The sequence below is a fragment of the Chromobacterium sp. FG22 genome (genome assembly GCF_057809415.1).
In genome coordinates this window covers 1-18,956 of record NZ_JBMDJX010000035.1, presented here as the reverse complement: position 1 = coordinate 18,956, position 18,956 = coordinate 1, and the positions used below count along the sequence as shown (strand labels likewise).

Below are 18,956 nucleotides of genomic sequence, written 5' to 3'. Positions count from 1 at the left end.
AAACCGCACAGGGGACGATATGAAGAAAGCAACACAGGGGGGAGGGGCCGGCCGCGGCGTTTATTCAACGCTGGCCGCGCTGACGGCGCTGGCCTTGACCGGCTGCGCGGTCACGCCCGCGCCGATGAGCTTGAGCGACCGCCAGGCCACGCTGGCGGCGGACCGCCAGGCCATGTTCGGCAGCCAGGAGCCCTTGGCCGGGCCGGTGACCTTGCAAGAGGCGATGGCGCGCGCGCTGAAGTACAACCTGGATTACCGGGTCAAGCTGATGGAAGAGGCGATGGCGCAGCGCCAACTCGACTTGTCCAGCCTGGACATGCTGCCCAAGCTGGCGCTGGCGGCCGGCTACACCGCCCGCAACAAGGACAACGCGTCCTCGTCCCAGAACGTGGCCACCGGCGAACAATCGCTGGTGCCGTCTATCTCCTCGGAGAAGCGCAGCCATACCGCCGACCTTAATCTGAGCTGGAACGTGCTGGACTTCGGCGTCAGCTATTACACCGCCCAACAGCAGTCCGACCGCATGCTGATCCTGCAACAGCGCAAGCGCAAAGTGGCGCAGCAGCTGATGCAGCAAGTGCGCGAAGCCTGGTGGCAGGCGGTGGGCGCGCAGCAGCTGGAAGGCCGCATCGACGCGCTGCTGGCGGAAACCAACCGCGCGCTGGAAGACGCGCGGCAGGTGGAGAAGCAGAAACTGCGCGCGCCGCTGGAGGCGCTGAACTACCGTCGCCAACTGCTGGACGTGATCCGCCAGATGGGCATGATCCGCAACGCGCTGGCCCAGGCCAAGCCCAAGCTGGCCGCCATCATGAACGTGCCGCCCGGCACCGATTTCAAGGTGGCGGTGCCCGCAGGGCTGCCCACCCCGACGCTGGGCCTGAAGCTGGAGCAGATGGAAGAAATGGCCTTGCTGAACCGGCCGGAGCTGAACGAGGCACGCTACAACGAACGCATCGGCGTCACCGAAACCCGCAAGGCCATCGCCAAGCTGCTGCCGGGCCTGGAATTCAGCATCGGACAGAACTACGACAGCAATAAATTCCTGGTCAACAACTCCTGGAGCGACGCCGGCCTGCGCATCAGCTGGAACCTGCTCAATCTGTTCAGCGCCGGGCCGATCACCAAGGCCGCCGACGCCCAGCTGCAAGTGGCCAAGACCCAGCGCATGGCGCTGAACATGGCGGTGCTGACCCAGGTGCACGTGGCCTACCTCGATCTCAAAGGCCGCTCGCGCCAGTTCGGGCTGGAACAAGAACTCAACGACGTGGAACAGCGCATCTACGTGCAGAACCGCAACGCCACCGACAGCGGCGTGCAAGGCCGCCTGCCGGCGATCCTGGCCGACGCCAACGCGGTGTTCTCCACGCTGCGGCTGTACCAGAGCTACGGCGATCTGCAAAACGCCTACGGCCAGATGGGTTCCAGCCTGGGGATGGACCCGCTGCCGGAAAGCACCGCCAGCTATGATCTGCCGGCTTTGGCTGCCGCCTTCAAGGGCGCGGAAACGCGTTGGCAGGGGCAGGTGGCGGGGAGCAAGCCATGAAGTTGACGGTTCTGAGGGCCGCGGCCTGCCTGCTGGCGGCCGCCTGCGCCCAGGCGGCCACGCCGCCGGCCAAGCCCAAGCCGCCGGCGGCGCCGGTGACCAACGCCAGCGACGGCCGCATCCGCGTGCAGCTGATGGCGCGCAACGCCGTCACCCTGTCCGGCGAAGTGGCGGCCAAGATCGCGGCCTTGCCGGTGCCTGAGGGCGCCAGCTTCAGCAAGGGGCAGGCGCTGGTGCAGTTCGACTGCGGCAGCTATCGCGCCCAGCTGCGCAAATCCCAGGCTTCGCTGGAGGCCGCCAGCCAGCTGCTCAAGGTCAACAACCAATTGGCCAAGCTCAATTCCGCCGGCGCGCTGGACGTGGCCCAGGCCCAGGGCAAGGCCAAGGAAGCGGCCGCCGACGCCAGCTATATGCAGACCATAGTCGGCAAATGCGTGATCAGCGCGCCGTTCAACGGCCGCGTGGCGCGCCGCATCGCCGCCGTGCATCAATACGTCAGCCCCGGCAACCCGGTGCTGGACATCGTCGATTCCGGCTCGCTGGAACTGCGCATGCTGGTGCCGTCCAAATGGCTGGCCAAACTCAAGCCCGGCAGCAAGTTCACCGTGGCGGTGGACGAACTGGGCGCCAGTTTCCCGGCCAGGATAGAACGCCTGGGCGCGCAGATCGATCCGGTCAGCCAGTCCATCCTCGCGGTGGGCGTCATCGAGGGCAACGGCGCCAGCCTGCTGCCGGGGATGAGCGGCTGGGCCAGCTTCAAGTAGGCCGTGCATGGGGCACGCCGATAGAAGCCGGGAACTGGCCGGCCTGCTGCAGCTGCTGCATCGCGGACGCGATGCGGTCAGCGCCGAGCAGCTGGGTTTCATCATCGTCAACGAAAGCCAGCAACTGCTGCCCTACCGCCAGTCGGCGGTCTGGCGCGAGGGCCTGCATCGCCACGTGACGGCGCTGTCCGGCCTGGCCGAGCTGGACCCCACCGCGCCCTATATGCAGTGGCTGTCCCGCCTGTTCCGCCATCTGGCGGAATCCGGCGGGCCGGAAGTCGGGCAGGACAGCCGCTTGCTCGAGGCCGGCGACCTGCCCGCGGCGCTGGCCGAGGACTGGTCGTCCTGGCTGCCGGCCCACGCGCTGTGGCTGCGCCTGGGCGAGCAGGGCGCCTGGCTGTTGGCGCGGGAACTGCCGTGGAGCGATTACGAGCGCAAGCTGGCGGAAGAGCTGGCCCACGGTTACGGCCACGCGCTGCTGCGCTTCGCGCCCCGGCGCAACTGGCGGGAACTGGCGGGGCAATGGCTGCGGCCCGGCCGCAAGCAGCGGCGGCTGCTCATCGCCGCGCTGTTGCTGGCCTGCATGCCGATACGCCTCAGCGTGCTGGCGCGCGGCGAAGTGGCGCCGCAAAATCCGGTGCTGCTGCGCGCGCCGCTCAGCGGGGTGATAGACCGCATCCAGGTGCAGCCCAATCAGCGCGTCAAGGCCGGCGATCCCTTGTTCGATCTGGACGCCACCTCGCTGGCCGGCCAGTTCGCCATGGCCGCGCGCGAGCGCGACGCCGCGCAGGAAAGCTTCCGCGCCAGCGCTCAGCTGGCGGTCACCGACGACAAGGGCAAGCTGGCCATGGCGCAGGACCGCGCCAAGCTGGAAGAGAAAAGCATCGCGGCCGAATACACCGGACTGGAGCTGCAAAGGCTGCACGTCACCGCGCCCAGCGCCGGCGTGGTGGTGTTTTCCGACCGCAACGACTGGCAGGGCAAGGCGGTGACGGTGGGTGAGAAAGTGATGACGCTGGCCGACCCCGCCCACGTGGAACTGGCCGCCTGGCTGCCGGCGGCGGAAGCCATAGACGTGGCGCCCGGCGGCAAGATCACCCTTTATCCCAACGCTTCGCCCACCGAGTCCTACGACGCGGAAATCCTCCGCGTCGCCTACAAGGCGGAAGCGGTGGAGGGCGGCCTGCTCGCCTATCGGCTGCAAGCCCGCTTCGTCGGCGGCGACAAGCCGCGGCTGGGGCAGATGGGCACCGCCCGCGTCTACGGCGATTGGGTGCCGCTGATCTACTACGCGCTGCGCCGGCCGCTGACCGCCGCGCGGCAATGGCTGGGGTGGTGAGCATGAGATCCCCCGCCTTGCCCGCGCTGCGTCAGGAACTGACGCTGCATCCCGGCCCGGCGCTGGCCGACGGCGCGCCCAGTTGGACCCTGCACGACCCCTGCGCCCACCGCTTCTATCAACTGGGCTGGGCCAGTTTCGAAATCCTGTCGCGCTGGTCGCTGGGCACCGCCGAAGCGGTGCTGCAAGCCGTCAACGCCGAAACCACGCTGCAGTTGGGCGCCGAGGATATCGAGGCCGTGCTGCTCTTCCTGTCCCGCCATCAACTGCTGCAGGCCGCCAGCGCCGAGCAGAACGGCTGGCTGTGGCAGCTGCGCGAGGCCAACCGGCCTAGCCGCGCGATGTGGCTGTTGAAAAACTATCTGTTTTTCCGGGTGCCGCTGCTGCGGCCGGAAGCCCTGCTCAATCGCCTGCTGCCGTGGACCGGCTGGCTGTTCCATCCGCGCTTCTGGCTGGCGATGGGCGCGGTGCTGCTGCTGGCGCTGGCGCTGGTGTCGCGGCGCTGGGACGAGTTCACCCACACCTTCTCCGCTTACGGCGGCGTCAGCGCCGCCATCGGCATCGGCCTGTCGCTGAGTCTGGCCAAAATCCTGCACGAGATGGGCCATGCGCTGACCGCGCGCCATTTCGGTTGCCGGGTGCCGGCGATGGGGGTGGCCTTTCTGGTGATGATGCCGGTGCTCTACACCGACACCAACGACGCCTGGAAGCTGGATTCGCGCCGCCAGCGGCTGCTGATCGGCGGCGCCGGCATGCTGGCGGAACTGGTGCTGGCCGCCTGGGCCACCTTGTTGTGGAGTTTTTTGCCGGACGGGCCGCTGCGCGCCGGGGTTTTTCTGCTGGCCACCACCACCTGGCTGGCGACGCTGGCGATCAATGCCAGCCCCTTCATGCGCTTTGACGGCTATTTCCTGCTGGCGGACTACCTGGGCCTGCCCAATCTGCACAATCGCGCCTTCGCGCTGGCGCGCTGGCGGCTGCGCAAAACGCTGCTGGGCCTGGACGATCCGGTGCCGGAACATTTCCCGGACGCGCGGCGGCGCGGGCTGATCCTGTTCGCCTGGGCCACCTGGCTGTATCGGCTGGTGCTGTTTCTTTCCATCGCCTTCCTGGTCTACCACTTGTTCTTCAAGGCCCTGGGCATTCTGTTGCTGGCGGTGGAGCTGGGCTGGTTCATCGCCCGCCCCGTGGTTGGCGAACTGATGGTGTGGTGGCAGCGCCGCGCGGATCTGCGCTGGGGCCGCGAAACCCGCCGCAGCGCCGCGGCGCTGCTGATCCTGAGTTTGGCGCTGATTCTGCCGTGGCAGCGCGAAGTGGCCAGCCCGGCGGTGTTGGGCGCTTTGCAGTCGCAGGGCTTGTACGCGCCGGCGACGGGCGAGGTGGCGGAAGTTCTGGTGCGCGACGGCCAGCTGGTCAAGGCGGGGCAGATCATGGCCAGGCTCAGCTCGCCGATGCTGGAGGCGCAGCTGGCGCTGGCGGACGCCCGCGAGCGCGACCTGGCCTGGCAGACCGCGCAGCAACCGTTCGATCTGGAGCTGCAACAGCGCGGACCAGCCTTGCGCAAGCAATGGCAGGTGGCGCAGGAACAGGTGGCCGCCTTGCGTCAGCAGATGGCCAGGCTCACGCTCGCCGCGCCGTTCGCCGGCCGCGTGGTGGACCTCAGCGACGCGCTGCGCGCCGGCACCGCGCTGGCCGAGGGCGAGCATCTGCTGGACGTGGTGGGGCCGGACGGGGTCAAGGGCGAAGCCTTTGTCGACGAGGCCGCGCTGAGCGGACTCAAGCCCGGCCATGTCGCCCGCTTCGTCGCCGACGGCGGAGAGTTCTGGAGCGTGGAATGCCGGCTGGGCCAGATCGACCGGCTTAATCTGCCGCTGCTGGATCAGGCCTTGTTGGCCTCCACCTACGGCGGCCCCATTCCCACCGAACAGCGCGACCGCGGCCTGGTGCCCTTGGCCGCCACTTTCCGCGTGCGGCTGGAGCGTTGCGAGCGAGGCGCGGCGCCGCTGCGTGAGCTGGCCGGCGTGGCGCGCTTGCGGGGGGAGCGCTACAGCTTGCTGGAGCGCGGGTGGCGTCAGTTGTTGGCGGTGTTCCGTCGAGAGGCCGGACTGTAGACGCTGTTCGCGATCCGCTGGGGGCGGATAGCAAACGGTCTGGAGACGCCTGGAAAGCTCATGCCTTCGGCGTAGACTGAACAGGCCTTAAGACTGGGTTTCGCCTGATTCGCAAGACCTTGCGCGCGCATGCGCGTAGAACGAAACGGGCGCGCCGCCGGCGCGCCCCATAACAGGTTTTGGAAAGGAGCCGTTCGCCATGTCCTCATTCTTGAACACGTCCTCGCTGGCCGAAGGCCTGCATCTGCGCCCGGCGCGACATCACGACGAGGCCTTCATCGCCGGCCTCTACCGCAGCGCCCGCCCGGACCTGCAATTGATAGACGGCGAGGAGGAACTGATCCGCACCGTGCAGGAGCAGCAATACCAGGTGCTGCAACGCGGCGCAGGCGACAACTACCCGGACGCGATGCACTTCGTCATCGAGAAAACCGGGGCCAACGTCGGCGTGGTGATGGTGGACTTCGGCCATAACGAGGTGCGCATCATCTTTCTGGCCATGGTGCCGGAAGCGCGCGGCCTGGGTTACGGCAAGGAGGTGCTGATGGGCTTGCAGCAGGCGGCCTGGCAAGTGCGCGCGCCGCTGGCGGTGGTGGTGTGGCACAGCAATGTGCAGGCGCGCCGGCTTTATCACCAATTGGGATTCGTGCTGGAAGAGGCCGGCGACATGGCGGACAAGCTGGTGTGGCGGCCCGAGCGTCATTCGCCGCAGGGCGAGGCGCGGGCGGGTTTGTAATATTTCGCCGGGCGCGCCGCCCGGCCGGAGTCTTCGTCCTTTTTATCCGTCCGCCGGCCGCCCACGGGCTGTCGGCGGGCCGGCTCAATTGAACGGCAGCTGGAAGTAGGCCAGCGCCGGATCGCGTCCAGCGGGAATCACCCGCCCTATCCACACCAGATCCAGCCGGATGGCGTCGCTGTGCTCGGTGGCGGGCAGCTCCAGCTGGCCCACCGCGTCCGCCAGCTCGGTGGCGCCCTCGGCGGCCAATTCCACCACGAAGGGGGTGCGCCGCGCGGTCTGATGCGGCGATTGCGCCTGCGGCCGCAGCTTGACGGCCTGCACTTGCAGCGCGATATCGGGATGTTGCGGGTTGCGGAAGATGCAGTGCTTGCCGAGCAGATGCATGAAGTCTTCGGCTTGAACGGTGGCGAGCATGGCGATATCCCCTGAAGGCAACGGCCGCCGCCCCTGCGGCGGAGAGGCGGCCGGAAGCGGCGGTAGGCCGCGTATTGTGATTATGGACGAACCGGATACAGACCGTTGATAGCGATACAGAAATTCAGCGCCAGGAAGGGGTTGAGCACGCTGACCGGAGCGTTGCCGCCGGTCAGATCGGTATTGCCGGTGGCGGACAGGCCTTGCACCGACACGGGGTTGTTCAGCGCGGTGGACCAGATGGTGGCGAGGCCGGTGCCGGCGCCGGAAGCGCCCAGATAGGGGTTGCTGGAGCTGGGCGCGCTGGCCGGGGTGGCCGGCGTCGGCGTGCCGGCGGCGTGGAAGGTCACCGCCATGGACGTGGCGGTATGGGAGTGCGCCGGCAGGTTGGCCACGCTGAGCGCCACGTTCTGGGTGCCGCCGAACTGTCCGGGGTTGTAGGCCGGCAGATTATAGGCGGGCTGCGCGGGGCCGGTGCCGATGGCCATGCGGCCGGTCAGGTTGGGCAGCTTGAAGTTTTGAGACGCGGTGCCGCCGTAGAGCGTGCCCAGCAGCGAGTACAAGGCTTCGTACTGCGATACCTGATAGGTCTGGCCCTGGCACAGCGCCCAGTCTTGCGGCGCGTAATTGAAGCCGTAGACCGTGATGGTGCCCATGTATGCGTCCATGTATTCCTCCTGCGAGTGAACCGTCTGGCGGCTGCCAGATGGAAAGTCATGTGAAAGAGAGGCAGGCTGCCGCGCTTGGGCGCCGCCTGGACCTGGCGAGGCGTCGCGGCGGCCGGGGGTTTCGAAAGCGCTTGTCCTAGGTGTAGTCCAGCGCTTCGTTAATGCAATACGCATTTGTACTTGTTATTTTTTCCCGTTTCATCTGCTATGGGTGCGTTCCGAGATCATAAAAAATACGATCGGCATGATCTATTCGCTGCGCTTTAGTGAATGTATTTAATAGATTGCGGTGCCGCGGCATCGCCGCCTAAGATGCCGGCATGCCTGTCTTGATCGCTGTGTTGTGCGGCATCGCCGCGTGCGCCGTCTTGCCGGACTTGCCCGCCGCGACGGCTTGCCTGGGCCTGGCAGCGGGCGCGGCGGCGCTGGCCGCCTGTCTGCCGTCGCGCGCTCGGCCTTGGGCGGCCCTGGCGCCGGCTTTTCTACTGGGGCTGGGCTACGCCTCCTGGCGCGCCGACAGCCGAATGGCGCAGCAATTGCCGGCCGATTGGCAGCAACGGCCCATCGTCTTCGTTGGCGAGGTGCGGGGCCTGCCGCAGCCCGGCGAGTACGGGACGCGCCTGACCATGGAGGTGGAGCGCACGCTGACGCCGGGCGTGGACTTGCCGCCAACGGTGAGGCTGACGGATTTTCGCCGGCGGGAGTGGCCGACGGGCAGCCGCTGGCGGGCCGAGGCCCGTTTCAAGCGCAGCCGCGGGCCGGCCAATCCCTTCGGTTTCGACGTCGAGCAATGGCAATGGTCGGAAGGCGTGCTGGCCAGCGGCTCGCTGGGCGCGGGCGAGCGTCGCTTGGAGGACGGCCGCGCGCCGCTGGCCTGGGTGGACCGCGCGCGCGCCGCCCTGGTGGCGCGCATCGAGCGGGTGCTGGGCGAGTCGCGCGAAGCGGCGCTGATCGCCGCGTTGACGGTGGGTGCGCAGCAAGGCGTGGCGCGGGAGGATTGGCGGCTGTTCGCCGCCACCGGCCTGACGCATCTGATCTCGATCTCCGGCCTGCACATCACCATGCTGGCGGGCCTGGCCGCGGCGGCGCTGGCCTGGCTGGCGCGCAGGCTGCCGGCCTTCGGTCTTCCGCCGCGTTTGCTGATCGCCGGCGGGGCTTTTCTGACGGCGGCGGCCTATGCCTTGCTCGCCGGTTTTTCGGTGCCGACCCAACGCACCTTGTTCATGCTGGGCGTGGGGCTGGCCGCCTTATGCCTGCGGCGCGGCCTGTCGCCGTTCCGCATTTGGTGGCTGGCCCTGGCGGCGGTGTTGCTGATCGATCCTTTCTGCGTGCTGGCGCCCGGGGTCTGGCTGTCCTTCGGCCTGGTGGCGGCCTTGATGGCCAGCGCCATCGCCAGACGCCGCGCGCCGGGCAAGTGGCGGGCCGCCTTGGCCGGGCAGTGGGCGGCGGGCGTGTGCACGCTGGCGCCGCTGGTCTGGTGGTTCGGCGGCATTCCGCTGGTGTCGCCGCTGGCCAACGCGCTGGGTATTCCCTATGTGTCGCTGCTGCTGACGCCGCTGGCCCTGGCCGCCGTCTTGCTGCCGCTGGAGTGGCCGCTGCATGGGGCGGCCTGGCTGGCGCGCGGCTTTTACTGGGGCGTGGAGAGGCTGGCGCAAGCGCCGGTCCTGCCCTTGGCCGGAACGCCCTTGCCGTTGTTCTTGCTGGCCTTGCTGGGCTCGGCGTGGCTGATCGCGCCGCGCGGCGTGCCCGGCCGGGGACTGGCGGCCTTGATGCTGCTGCCGATGTTGCTCTACCGGCCCCCGCCGCCGGCTGAGGGCGCGTTCCGCGCCACCATGCTGGACGTGGGCCAGGGCCTGTCGGTGCTGGTGCAGACCCGGAGTCGCGCCCTGTTGTTCGACACCGGCCCAGGCGGGGCCGAGAGAGTGGTGTTGCCGCAGCTGCGCGGCCTGGGGGTGAGGAGGCTGGACGGCCTGATGCTGTCGCATCGCCACAGCGATCACGACGGCGCGGCGGCGGAGCTGGCCGCCGCCATGCCGCCGGGCCGGGTATGGGCGGGGCAGCCGGAATCCTTGTCCGAGTTGGGCTTGAGCGGCGAAGGCTGCCGTCCGGGACAGAGCTGGGCGTGGGACGGGGTGCGTTTTGACGTGCTGGGGCCGCCGGAAAGCGTTCCGGCCAAGGACGCCAATGCGCGCAGCTGCATCTTGCGGGTGGCGGGCGCGAGCCATGCGCTGCTCTTGAGCGGCGATGCGCCTGAGGCGGCGGAGCGGGTGCTGGCGGGCCGGTTGGACCTGCGCTTGCGCAGTACGGTGCTGGCCGCCGGCCATCATGGCAGCCGCACCGCCACCGGGGCGGCCTGGCTGGCGGCGGCGCGGCCGGAGGTGGTGTTGATCAGCGCCGGCTATCTGAACCGTTATCGCCATCCGCATCCGTCCGTGCTGAGGCGGGCGGAGGAGGCCGGCGCCGCGGTGCTGCGCACGGATCTGGACGGCGCCTTGACGCTGGAGTTCGGCGAAGGGGTGGAGTGGAGCTGTTGGCGCGACAGTCAGCGCCGTTACTGGCGCGAGCGCGGCGATTGCGGCGAGCCGCCGTGAGCCCGGGCGGGCCGGCTCGGGCGCGAACGCCGCGGCCGCTCCGCCTCAGCGGGGCCTTGAACCGCGTCTTATTCTCCGCTGTTGACGTGGGCGACCACGATATTGCCCCGGCCCTGGTAGTGCAGGCCGTCGAAGGACAGCTTGCGCGCGATCAGGATGCCGCGCCCATGACTGGACATCAGCGAGGCGGGCTCGGCGTTTTGGTAATGCTCCCAGTCGAAGCCCGCGCCCATATCGCTGATGGTGAAGCGCATCTGTTCCGGTTCGCGGCTGAAGTCCACGCTGATCTGGCGCTGTCCCAGCACCGGGTCTTGCATGCGGCGGGCCAGCTCGGCCTCCCACTGGCCTTCGGCCATATAGTGGCTTTTCTCGTCGAAGCTGATGTCCAGATTGCCGTGCTCGATGGCGTTGACCAGCAGCTCGAATAGGCCGGTGGCCACCCGCTCCGGATGGGCGCAGGTTTTGGCCAGCAGGGCGGTGACGGTCTGGGCCTCCTTGTGGCTGCGGCAGCTGAAGGTGGCCTTGTTCAGGTGGCGCAGGGCGTCGACGTGAAGATTGGCCAGTTCGCGGAAGTGGGCGTAGCGGTCCCAGTGGCCTATTGCCGCCTCGACGATGGCCAGCAGCATGTCGCGGGAAAACGGCTTGGTCAGATAGTAGAAGGCGCCGGCCGCCAGCCCTTCCTGCACGCTGGAGGCCGCGCCCATGGCGGTTTGCATGATGACCGGCAAAAACTCCAGCCGCGGCTCGCTCTTGATGCGCTTGAGCACGTCGAAGCCGCTGATGCCGGGCATCATCTTGTCCAGCAGCACGGTGGAGAAGGTTTCGCCTTCTCGCTGCAGGATGTCCAGCGCGGTCTCTCCGTCCTCGGCCTGGACCACTTCGTGGCCGGCGTCCTGCAGCAGCTCGGCCATCAGCTCCAGATTGAAGGGTTCGTCGTCAACGAGCAGTAGTTTGTGGGGCATGGTTGGGGTCCTCCGTGGCGCCGGCCTGTCCGGTGCGCGGAATGATGAAAGTGAACAGCGCGCCGCGTGTCGGCAAATTGCTGGCGAAGATGCGGCCATGGTGGGCGGAGATGATCTCGCGGCAAATGGCCAGCCCCAGGCCGGTGCCGCCTGCGCCGGTCTTGGTGCTGCTGCTCTGGATGAATTTGTCGAAAATGCTTTCCAGTTCGGACTCCGGCACGCCGGGGCCGGTGTCTTCCACGGTGACGAGGATGTTCTCGCCGTCGGCGTCCTGGCGCAGGCCGGCGTTGACGTAGATCTCGCCGCCGTGCGGGCTGAACTTGATGGCGTTGGACAGCAGGTTGCGCATCACTTGGCCGATGCGGAAGGGGTCGATGTCGGCGTGCAGTTGCTCCGACGAGCAGTTCAGATAGATGCGGATGTCGTTGAGCGCGGCCAGCGGCGTCATTTCGTCGCAGATGTCGTGCAGGCATTGGCACAGATTGTTGCGGCTTATGGTGTATTCCATGCGGCCCACTTCCATCTTGGCCAGGTCGAGCAAATCGTTGAGCAGGGTCAGCAGCCGGTTGCCGCTGCTCTGGATGCGGCTGAAGTATTGCGCCATCTTGTCGTCGTGCTGCCCGCGCGAGCGGGCCTGGCCCATTTCGGTGAAGCCCAGGATGGCGTGCAGCGGCGTGCGCAGCTCGTGGGACATATTGGCCAGGAACTCCGTCTTGGCGCGGCTGTTTTCCTCGGCCAGCACCTTGGCGTGGCGCAGGGTTTCCTCCAGTGCGCGCTGGGCGGAAAAGTCCTGATACAGCCAGATGGTGCCGAGCTTGGGCACCGAGGGGTTGATGGCCTTGCCGTACAGCCGGCACCAGAACAGCTTGCCGGTGCCGGTGCGCAGCCTTTGCTCGGTCTGCACCACCTTGCCGTCGTTGAGCAGGCTGTACAGCGCCTTGCCGGTGCGCTCCCATTGCTCAGGCGATTCAAAGAAGGGCAGGGTGCTGTGGCCGAGGACGACTTCCTCGCGCTGCTCGAACAGATCGAGAAAGGCGCGGTTCACCTGGAGCAGATTGCGGTCCACGATGTAGGCCATCGCCATCGGGCTGGCGTCCAGCAGCGCGGACAGCTGGCGGCTTTGCACTTCCACCTGCTCGGCCAGGCTGTTTTTCAGTTCGATCAGCGCCGCTTCCTGCTCCTTGCGGATGGAGATGTCGCGGCACACCACCACGTAGAACCAGTCGTCCGGCAAGGTGACCCGGCTGAGCGACAGCTCCACCGGCAGCATATGCTCGTCGCTGCGGCGCAAGCTGGCCTCGAACGGCCGGCCCTCGTGCTCCTGGGCGATGTGTTCGAAGCTGCGCGCCGGATTGCGGTCGTACAGCTCGTCCAGCAGCTTGCCTATCGGCAGTTGCCGCACCATGTCCGCCGATTGGCCGATCAGCCGCACCGCCGCCGGATTGATCTGCAAGACCAGGCCCTGGTGGTCGATCAGGATGATGGCGTCGGAACTGGCTTGCAGAATGGCGCGCTGGCGCGCCTCGCTCTGCGCTAGCGCCTGCTCGGACATCACTCTGTCGTTGATCTGCTCGCGCAGCGTGCGCGTGTTCATTTCCAATTGCTGCTGGCTGCGCTTGAGCTGATCCTGCATCCGGCGCCGGGATTGGGCCTGCTGTTGCTGGAACCAGAACATCGCCAGCAAAAAACCGGCCGTGGTGGCCAGGATCGCCCAGTGGGTCAGCCGCATGCCGGGATTGGCTACGCCTTGCGGATAGGCGCCGAACAAGATCTCGTTGCCGCCCAGATTGTGGCGAATGGTGTACAAAGGCGGCGTGGACGGCAGCGGCCGGGTGGGCTGGGAGTCCAGCAGCGGCGCGTCAGGTTGTTCCTGGGTCCAGGCGACGATGCGGACATGGCGCAGCGGGCTGGCGGTGCCGGGTTCGCGCTGGCTGTCCTGGATCAGCTTGTCCTTGCGCAGATTCAGCAGCAGCAGGGTGTTGTCGTCGTTCAGCCGCACGACGATGTCCAGACGGCTGCCGTTGCTGCCGGGCAGCGTGGTCGGCATCAGCACCGGCTGGGTGCTGTGGCGCGCCAGGTCCATCTTGCGGCGGGCGTTGCCTACGCCCCCCAGGTCCAGACCTTGCGGCAAGGCGTTGCTGTCGTCCGGCAGGTAGCCGGACACCGGATAGTACAGCGGGCGGCGCGGGCTGGGCGCCAGATGGCGGTCCTGTAATATGCGTATGCTGTTGGCGATGCGGCTCTCGAACGCCTCGCGCTGTTCCGGGCGCACGTATTCGATGATGCCCAGACCGCCGAACGGCGTATCGTCGCGTATGGTGCTGCGCGCGAGCACGGCCAATGAACGCGGCTGAGGGCTGTTGGCCAGGCTCTGCGCCAGCACGGCGGAGTGGTCCAGCATCGCCTGCATCCGCACCCGCAGCAACTCGGCGCTCAATTCGCCCCAGTAATGCTGGCGGTCGATGAGCTCGGCGCGTTCATCGTTGATCATCAGCCAGTATTCGGCGGACAGCAGGCCGACGCTCAGCAGGCCGCTGACCAGCAGCGAGCTCAGGCGATTCAAGGGGAGCCGCCTCCGCGCGAGCCGGCGGACAGCGGGAGAGGGACGCTAGGCCGGCCGTCCATCCCGCGCCAGCTCCTGGTAAAGCGCTTCGAACTCGCGAGACAGTTTGTGGCGCGGGTCCAGGTACACCATGGGAAGCGCCGCATCGTGTGACTCCCGGATTTTCACGGATGAAGACAGCGGAGAGGACAACACCGGCAGGCCTTCTTGCTTGAGCTCCTCCACCAGGCGCACCGGCAAACTGGCCCGCGCCTGGAACTGGTTGACCACGATGCCTTCGATGAACAACTCGGGATTGTGGTCGGCGCGGATTTCCTCGGTGTTCACTTTCAGGTTATAGAGGGCCTGGCGGGAAAAGGCATCGCAGTCGAAGGGAATCAGGCAGCGGTCAGCGGCGATCAGCGCCGAGCGGGTGAAGAAGTTCAAGGCCGGCGGAGTGTCGATCCAGATCTCGTCGAACCGGCCGCTCAAGCTGTCCAGCGCTTCCTTGAGTTTGAACATCTTGTAGCGCGCCTCCAGCTTGCCCATCAGCTCGGCAAGATCCGGGTGCGAAGCCAACAGGCTGAGCCCGGTCAGCGGCGTGGCGCGGACAAAGTCCGCCGGCTCCTTGCTGAACATGGAAATGCTCAGCATCTGCTCGAACAGGCCGGCCAGCGACGGCGCGTCGTCCCGGGCGGCGGAACCCATCAGATAATGGCTGGCGTTGCCCTGCGGATCCAGGTCCACCAACAGGACCCGTTTGCCCTGTTTGGCGGCGACGGCGGCCAGATTGACGGTAATGGTGGACTTGCCCACCCCCCCTTTTTGATTGAAGACCACTCGTCGAATCGCTTGCATGGGCGCTCCAGGCATGGGGCCGGTTGGGCGGCGGGGCCGCTACGCAAAAAACGCCCGCTCGCGTTTTGGCGCGCCGCGGGACGCGGCCGCGAGCGAGCGGGCTGGGCGAAACGGGCTCAGAACCCGGGTTCTCCCTTGCATACCAGCAGCATCTGTTGATAGCTGGCCGAATTCTGCACTACCGGCATAGGTTTTATCTGAGCGTCATTATAGGTGAAGCTGGCGATCTGGCGGCCGTTCTCATCGAACAGCACCATGTCCAGCAGGCGGAAAGTGCGCTGCGAACAGTCTATCTGCCAAGTATTGATCGACACCTTGTGACGCGGCGTGGACAGGAAGTTTTCCTTCTTCAGATTGAAGATGGTCTTGCGGTCGCGAAAGCTGGCCACCTGGCCCTGCTTGCGGACAGACAGCTTGTCCAGCTCGTTCAGGATGTTGCCGTTGGGGGAAACCCCCAGGTTTTGCCAATCGGCGTTGGCCGGACTGGCCCCGGACTGAGCGGGCTTGCCGACGGTCGATGGGCTGGGTGCTTTGCTGGGAGCGCTGGCGCAGCCGCTGATCACTGCGGCCGCCAGCAGGACGGGCCAAATATTACGCATTAATGCCTCCAAGAAATCGTCGGTCAGTGTCGCACAGCCGGGGGAAGGCTCCAAGCGTCGGCGCGCGGGACGGCTTGCGCGGCGGTGGCTAGAGACGGGTGGCGGGCTGCCTTCGACAGTGCGGCGCCGCAAAAAATCCGCAATGCCATATAAGTATTTTTTTGCGAAAAAACGCCAAAAATAAATGGAAAAAAAGGAACTTCGCGAGTGTCCCACAGGTCCATGGTAGTGCGAGAGCATTTTTCCTCTTCGTTTCACATTGTCTCCATCCAACTTTATGGCCGCTGCACTCCAGCGGCCCTTTTTTTGCCCGTGGCTCCCGAGACGGGACGCTGCTGGCCACTTGCCGTACAATAGGCCCCTTCTCGCAAGAAGACGGCTTATGCAGGACGCGCTCTCCCTACTCAATAATATCTTCGGCTATCCCGAATTCCGCGGGCAGCAAGGGGAGATTGTCGATCACGTCGCCCAGGGCGGCCACGCGCTGGTGCTGATGCCCACCGGCGGCGGCAAGAGCCTCTGCTTTCAGATCCCCGCGTTGATGCGGCCGGGCGTCGCCATCGTGGTGTCGCCGCTGATCGCGCTGATGCAGGACCAGGTCGCCACCCTGGTGGAGCAGGGCGTGGCCGCCGCCTGTCTCAATTCCGCCACCCCGCTGGACGAGGCGCGCGACATCGCGCGCCAGGCGCGCGCCGGCTCGCTGGATCTTTTGTACGTGGCGCCGGAGCGCCTGCTGACCCCGCGTTTCCAAGAGTTCGTGTCGCAGCTGAACATCAGCCTGTTCGCCATCGACGAAGCGCATTGCGTCAGCCACTGGGGGCATGATTTCCGCCCGGAATACCAGCAATTGGGCTTTCTGGCCGAGCGCTTCCCGCAAGTGCCGCGCATCGCCCTGACCGCCACCGCCGACGAACAGACCCGCGCCGACATCATCCATTACCTGAAGCTGCAGGACGCGCGCGTCTTCCTGTCCAGTTTCGACCGGCCCAATCTGTTCTACCAAGTGGTGGAAAAGCACAACGCCAAAAAGCAGCTGCTCGACTTCATCCGCAACGAATACCCGGGCAGCGCCGGCATCGTTTACTGCCTGTCGCGCAAGCGCGTGGAAGACACCGCGCAATGGCTGTGCGACAACGGCATCCACGCCTTGCCCTACCACGCCGGCCTCAGCCATCAGCAGCGCGAGGCGAACCAGCGCGAATTCCTGCGCGACGAAGGCGTGGTCATGGTCGCCACCGTCGCCTTCGGCATGGGCATAGACAAGCCGGACGTGCGCTTCGTCGCCCATATCGACATGCCCAAGAGCCCGGAAAACTTTTATCAGGAATCCGGCCGCGCCGGCCGCGACGGCCTGCCCGCCGCCAGCTGGCTGTGCTACGGGCTCAACGACGTGGTGCAACTGCGGCAAATGATAGAAGGCGGGGAAATGGCCGAGCTGCAAAAGCAGGTGGAACTGGGCAAGCTCGAAGCCATGCTGGCCTTCTGCGAAGCCGCCTCCTGCCGCCGCCAGCACATCCTGGCGCATTTCAGCGAACAGAGCCGGCCTTGCGGCCATTGCGACAACTGTCTGCATCCGCCCATCACCTTCGACGCCACCGTGGCGGTGCAAAAGCTGCTGTCCTGCATCTACCGGGTGGAGCAGCGCTTCTCCGCCGGCCATGTGATTGATGTGCTGCTGGGCCGCGCCAATCAAAGCGTCGGTCATTACGGCCATGACAAGCTATCCACCTTCGGCATCGGCCGCGACTACAACCAACGCGTTTGGCGCTCCATCATCCGCCAACTGGTGGCGCGCAAGCTGCTGCATGTCGACATCGCCCGCGGTCAGTCGCTGGTGTTGAGCGACGAATGTCGGGCCGTGCTCAAAGGCCAGGAAAAAGTCTATCTGCGGCCGCTGGCCGACGATAAGGCGACGCGCAGCAGCGCCAGCGCCGATCGCTGGCTGCGCACCGAGCGCGAAGAGCGGCTGTGGCAGGCGCTGCGCGGCTGGCGCCGGCAAATGGCGGACGAACACAATGTGCCGGCCTACGCGGTGTTCTCCGACCGCACCCTGCGCGACTTGGTGGAAAAGCATCCCAGCTCCCGTGCCGGTCTGGCCAAGGTGTATGGGTTGGGCGAACTCAAGCTGGCGCGCTACGGCGAAGCGCTGCTTGAACTGCTGAGCACGGCGGCGGCCGAAGCGGGTTGATCCGGCCGCCGTTTTTGTTTCCGGTCCGGCGGATCAAATCCGCTACAATCGATGCGAATAATATTGATTGATCTGGAGCGATAGATGGCAGTAAACCTCAAGCCCGTCAGCGGCGAACATCTCTTCCCCATTCCCGGCGTGGAACTGAGCGTTGCCGCCGCCGGCATCAAGAAAGCCGACCGCAACGACGTGCTGGTCATCCGTCTGGATAAAGGCAACACCGTTGCCGGCGTGTTCACCCAAAACCGCTTCTGCGCCGCGCCGGTGCAAATCTGCAAAAAGCATCTGGACGCCGGCGTGCAGATCCGCGCGCTGGTCGTCAACACCGGCAACGCCAACGCCGGCACCGGCGAACAAGGGCGCAGCGACGCGCTGCAAGTCTGCCGCACGCTGGCCGACGAACTGGGCTGCCAGCCGGAACAGATCCTGCCCTTTTCCACCGGCGTCATCCTGGAACCGCTGCCGGTGGACAAGATCGCCGCGGCGCTGCCGCATCGGCAAGGCGCGGACTGGGCCGACGCCGCCCGCGCCATCATGACCACGGACACCGCGCCCAAGGCGGTCAGCGCCCGCCTGACGCTGGACGGTCATCCGGTCAACATCACCGGCATCTCCAAGGGCGCCGGCATGATTCATCCCAATATGGCCACCATGCTGGGCTTCATCGCCACCGACGCCGCCGTGACGCGTCCGGTGCTGCGTCAACTGGTGAAGGAAGTGGCCGATGTTTCCTTCAATTGCATCTCGGTGGACGGCGACACCTCCACCAACGACAGCTTTATTCTGATCTCCACCGGCCAAAGCGGCGCTCCGTTGATCGATTCGCCGCAGCTGGCGGCTTATCAGGCGCTGAAGGCGGAACTGATTCAAGTCGCCACGGCGCTGGCTCAGGCCATCGTCCGCGACGGCGAGGGCGCCACCAAGTTCATCACCGTCAAAGTTGAGGGCGGCCGCTCCTTCGAAGAGTGCAAGGACGTCGCTTACGCCATCGCGCGTTCCCCGCTGGTGAAAACCGCTTTCTTCGCTTCCGACCCAAACCTGGGGCGCCTGCTGTGCGCCATCGGCTACGCCGGGGTGCAGGACCTGGACGTCGATCGCCTGGAGCTGTATCTGGACGAGGTGCTGGTCGCCGTCAACGGCGGACGCAATCCTCTATATAAAGAAGAAGACGGCCAGCGCGTGATGGCCCAGCCGGAAATCCTGGTGCGGGTAAACCTGGGGCGCGGCGCGGCGGAAGCCACGGTTTGGACCTGCGACTTCTCTTATGACTATGTGAAGATCAATGCGGACTACCGCAGCTGAGCAAGGCGTTTTAGCCGTTTGGGCCGCTCCGTTCGCCGGAATGCCGGCCTCCTGCCCAGAAAAAGCCCCGTCAATCGGGGCTTTTTCGCATCCTGCGCGTTTCCTCCGCGCGGGCTTGTCGGAGCGTTGGAGAGAAATTGTTCCGGCCCGGAATGACAGCTTCTTTACAAATCAAAAGCTTGCCGGCGCTGTTTGCGAAATCTCCGTCTTTTTTCAAAATAGGTGTTGACGGAGCGAGGGCTGTAACGTATATTTCACCTCCTCAGCAGACAACGCAGCGGCGGAAACGAAACGCAGCGACCTGCACCGATCTTTAACAGAACGAATAACCGATAG

Annotated in this window: 14 protein-coding genes; 8 read left to right on the top strand and 6 right to left on the bottom strand. The window is 66.3% G+C overall.

What is annotated here, in order from left to right; translation table 11 throughout:
- Positions 1-19: 19 nt before the first annotated feature.
- The 5 genes from ACODSD_RS22400 to ACODSD_RS22380 all read left to right on the top strand — a co-directional run bounded on the left by ACODSD_RS22400 (position 20) and on the right by ACODSD_RS22380 (position 6,493).
- On the top strand, positions 20-1,543 hold the full coding sequence (locus tag ACODSD_RS22400) for a TolC family protein (protein ID WP_227106330.1): 1,524 nt from the start codon (positions 20-22) through the stop codon (positions 1,541-1,543).
- Positions 1,540-2,307: an efflux RND transporter periplasmic adaptor subunit gene (locus tag ACODSD_RS22395; protein WP_227106332.1), complete on the top strand. Its 768-nt coding sequence runs from the start codon at positions 1,540-1,542 to the stop codon at positions 2,305-2,307. The genes ACODSD_RS22400 and ACODSD_RS22395 overlap by 4 nt, the downstream gene beginning before the upstream one ends.
- A gap of 7 nt (positions 2,308-2,314) precedes the next feature.
- Positions 2,315-3,646 (top strand): efflux RND transporter periplasmic adaptor subunit, encoded by a 1,332-nt coding sequence (locus tag ACODSD_RS22390; RefSeq protein WP_107801164.1) that lies wholly within the window; start codon positions 2,315-2,317, stop codon positions 3,644-3,646.
- 2 nt (positions 3,647-3,648) lie between these two features.
- Positions 3,649-5,757 carry a site-2 protease family protein gene (locus ACODSD_RS22385; RefSeq protein WP_488878370.1) on the top strand — a complete coding sequence of 703 codons (2,109 nt, stop codon included), beginning with the start codon at positions 3,649-3,651 and terminating at the stop codon, positions 5,755-5,757.
- 199 nt (positions 5,758-5,956) lie between these two features.
- Positions 5,957-6,493 carry a GNAT family N-acetyltransferase gene (locus tag ACODSD_RS22380; protein ID WP_107801162.1) on the top strand — a complete coding sequence of 179 codons (537 nt, stop codon included), beginning with the start codon at positions 5,957-5,959 and terminating at the stop codon, positions 6,491-6,493.
- Positions 6,494-6,577: 84 nt separating this feature from the next.
- On the opposite strand, the gene ACODSD_RS22375 is transcribed toward ACODSD_RS22380, so the two are convergent.
- Entirely contained in the window at positions 6,578-6,910 is a 333-nt protein-coding gene (locus ACODSD_RS22375) for a hypothetical protein (protein WP_107801161.1), read from the bottom strand.
- A gap of 80 nt (positions 6,911-6,990) precedes the next feature.
- On the bottom strand, positions 6,991-7,578 hold the full coding sequence (locus ACODSD_RS22370; protein WP_048415544.1) for a phage tail protein: 588 nt from the start codon (positions 7,576-7,578) through the stop codon (positions 6,991-6,993).
- A 320-nt stretch (positions 7,579-7,898) separates the two neighbouring features.
- Between ACODSD_RS22370 and ACODSD_RS22365 the strand changes: the two genes are divergently transcribed.
- On the top strand, positions 7,899-10,169 hold the full coding sequence (locus tag ACODSD_RS22365) for a DNA internalization-related competence protein ComEC/Rec2 (RefSeq protein ID WP_488878369.1): 2,271 nt from the start codon (positions 7,899-7,901) through the stop codon (positions 10,167-10,169).
- Between the two features lie 68 nt (positions 10,170-10,237).
- On the opposite strand, the gene ACODSD_RS22360 is transcribed toward ACODSD_RS22365, so the two are convergent.
- The 4 genes from ACODSD_RS22360 to ACODSD_RS22345 all read right to left on the bottom strand — a co-directional run bounded on the left by ACODSD_RS22360 (position 10,238) and on the right by ACODSD_RS22345 (position 15,130).
- The gene (locus ACODSD_RS22360; protein WP_107801159.1) at positions 10,238-11,131 is read right to left on the bottom strand and encodes an ATP-binding response regulator; all 894 of its coding nucleotides are present in this window, start codon (positions 11,129-11,131) and stop codon (positions 10,238-10,240) included.
- Positions 11,106-13,694, bottom strand: coding sequence for a sensor histidine kinase (locus ACODSD_RS22355; protein ID WP_488878368.1), 2,589 nt, complete (start codon positions 13,692-13,694; stop codon positions 11,106-11,108). Before ACODSD_RS22355 ends, ACODSD_RS22360 begins: the two co-directional genes overlap by 26 nt.
- Before the next feature lie 45 nt (positions 13,695-13,739).
- A complete protein-coding gene (locus tag ACODSD_RS22350; RefSeq protein WP_107801157.1) occupies positions 13,740-14,531 on the bottom strand; it encodes a ParA family protein in 792 nt (263 codons plus the stop codon).
- A 116-nt stretch (positions 14,532-14,647) separates the two neighbouring features.
- Entirely contained in the window at positions 14,648-15,130 is a 483-nt protein-coding gene (locus ACODSD_RS22345; protein ID WP_235085113.1) for a surface-adhesin E family protein, read from the bottom strand.
- A gap of 382 nt (positions 15,131-15,512) precedes the next feature.
- Between ACODSD_RS22345 and recQ the strand changes: the two genes are divergently transcribed.
- Positions 15,513-17,318: a DNA helicase RecQ gene (recQ, locus tag ACODSD_RS22340; RefSeq protein ID WP_488878367.1), complete on the top strand. Its 1,806-nt coding sequence runs from the start codon at positions 15,513-15,515 to the stop codon at positions 17,316-17,318.
- An 84-nt stretch (positions 17,319-17,402) separates the two neighbouring features.
- A complete protein-coding gene (argJ, locus tag ACODSD_RS22335; RefSeq protein ID WP_486636342.1) occupies positions 17,403-18,620 on the top strand; it encodes a bifunctional glutamate N-acetyltransferase/amino-acid acetyltransferase ArgJ in 1,218 nt (405 codons plus the stop codon).
- Positions 18,621-18,956: the final 336 nt, after the last annotated feature.

What these genes read in the sequence shown, in the direction of transcription:
- ACODSD_RS22400 (WP_227106330.1), top strand. Translation starts at nt 20, where the DNA reads ATGAAGAAAGCAACACAGGGGGGAGGGGCCGGCCGCGGCGTTTATTCA.
- ACODSD_RS22365 (WP_488878369.1), top strand. Translation starts at nt 7,899, where the DNA reads ATGCCTGTCTTGATCGCTGTGTTGTGCGGCATCGCCGCGTGCGCCGTC.
- ACODSD_RS22390 (WP_107801164.1), top strand. Translation starts at nt 2,315, where the DNA reads ATGGGGCACGCCGATAGAAGCCGGGAACTGGCCGGCCTGCTGCAGCTG.
- ACODSD_RS22385 (WP_488878370.1), top strand. Translation starts at nt 3,649, where the DNA reads ATGAGATCCCCCGCCTTGCCCGCGCTGCGTCAGGAACTGACGCTGCAT.
- ACODSD_RS22380 (WP_107801162.1), top strand. Translation starts at nt 5,957, where the DNA reads ATGTCCTCATTCTTGAACACGTCCTCGCTGGCCGAAGGCCTGCATCTG.
- ACODSD_RS22350 (WP_107801157.1), bottom strand. Translation starts at nt 14,531, where the DNA reads ATGCAAGCGATTCGACGAGTGGTCTTCAATCAAAAAGGGGGGGTGGGC.
- ACODSD_RS22370 (WP_048415544.1), bottom strand. Translation starts at nt 7,578, where the DNA reads ATGGACGCATACATGGGCACCATCACGGTCTACGGCTTCAATTACGCG.
- ACODSD_RS22345 (WP_235085113.1), bottom strand. Translation starts at nt 15,130, where the DNA reads ATGCGTAATATTTGGCCCGTCCTGCTGGCGGCCGCAGTGATCAGCGGC.
- recQ (WP_488878367.1), top strand. Translation starts at nt 15,513, where the DNA reads ATGCAGGACGCGCTCTCCCTACTCAATAATATCTTCGGCTATCCCGAA.
- argJ (WP_486636342.1), top strand. Translation starts at nt 17,403, where the DNA reads ATGGCAGTAAACCTCAAGCCCGTCAGCGGCGAACATCTCTTCCCCATT.
- ACODSD_RS22360 (WP_107801159.1), bottom strand. Translation starts at nt 11,131, where the DNA reads ATGCCCCACAAACTACTGCTCGTTGACGACGAACCCTTCAATCTGGAG.
- ACODSD_RS22395 (WP_227106332.1), top strand. Translation starts at nt 1,540, where the DNA reads ATGAAGTTGACGGTTCTGAGGGCCGCGGCCTGCCTGCTGGCGGCCGCC.
- ACODSD_RS22375 (WP_107801161.1), bottom strand. Translation starts at nt 6,910, where the DNA reads ATGCTCGCCACCGTTCAAGCCGAAGACTTCATGCATCTGCTCGGCAAG.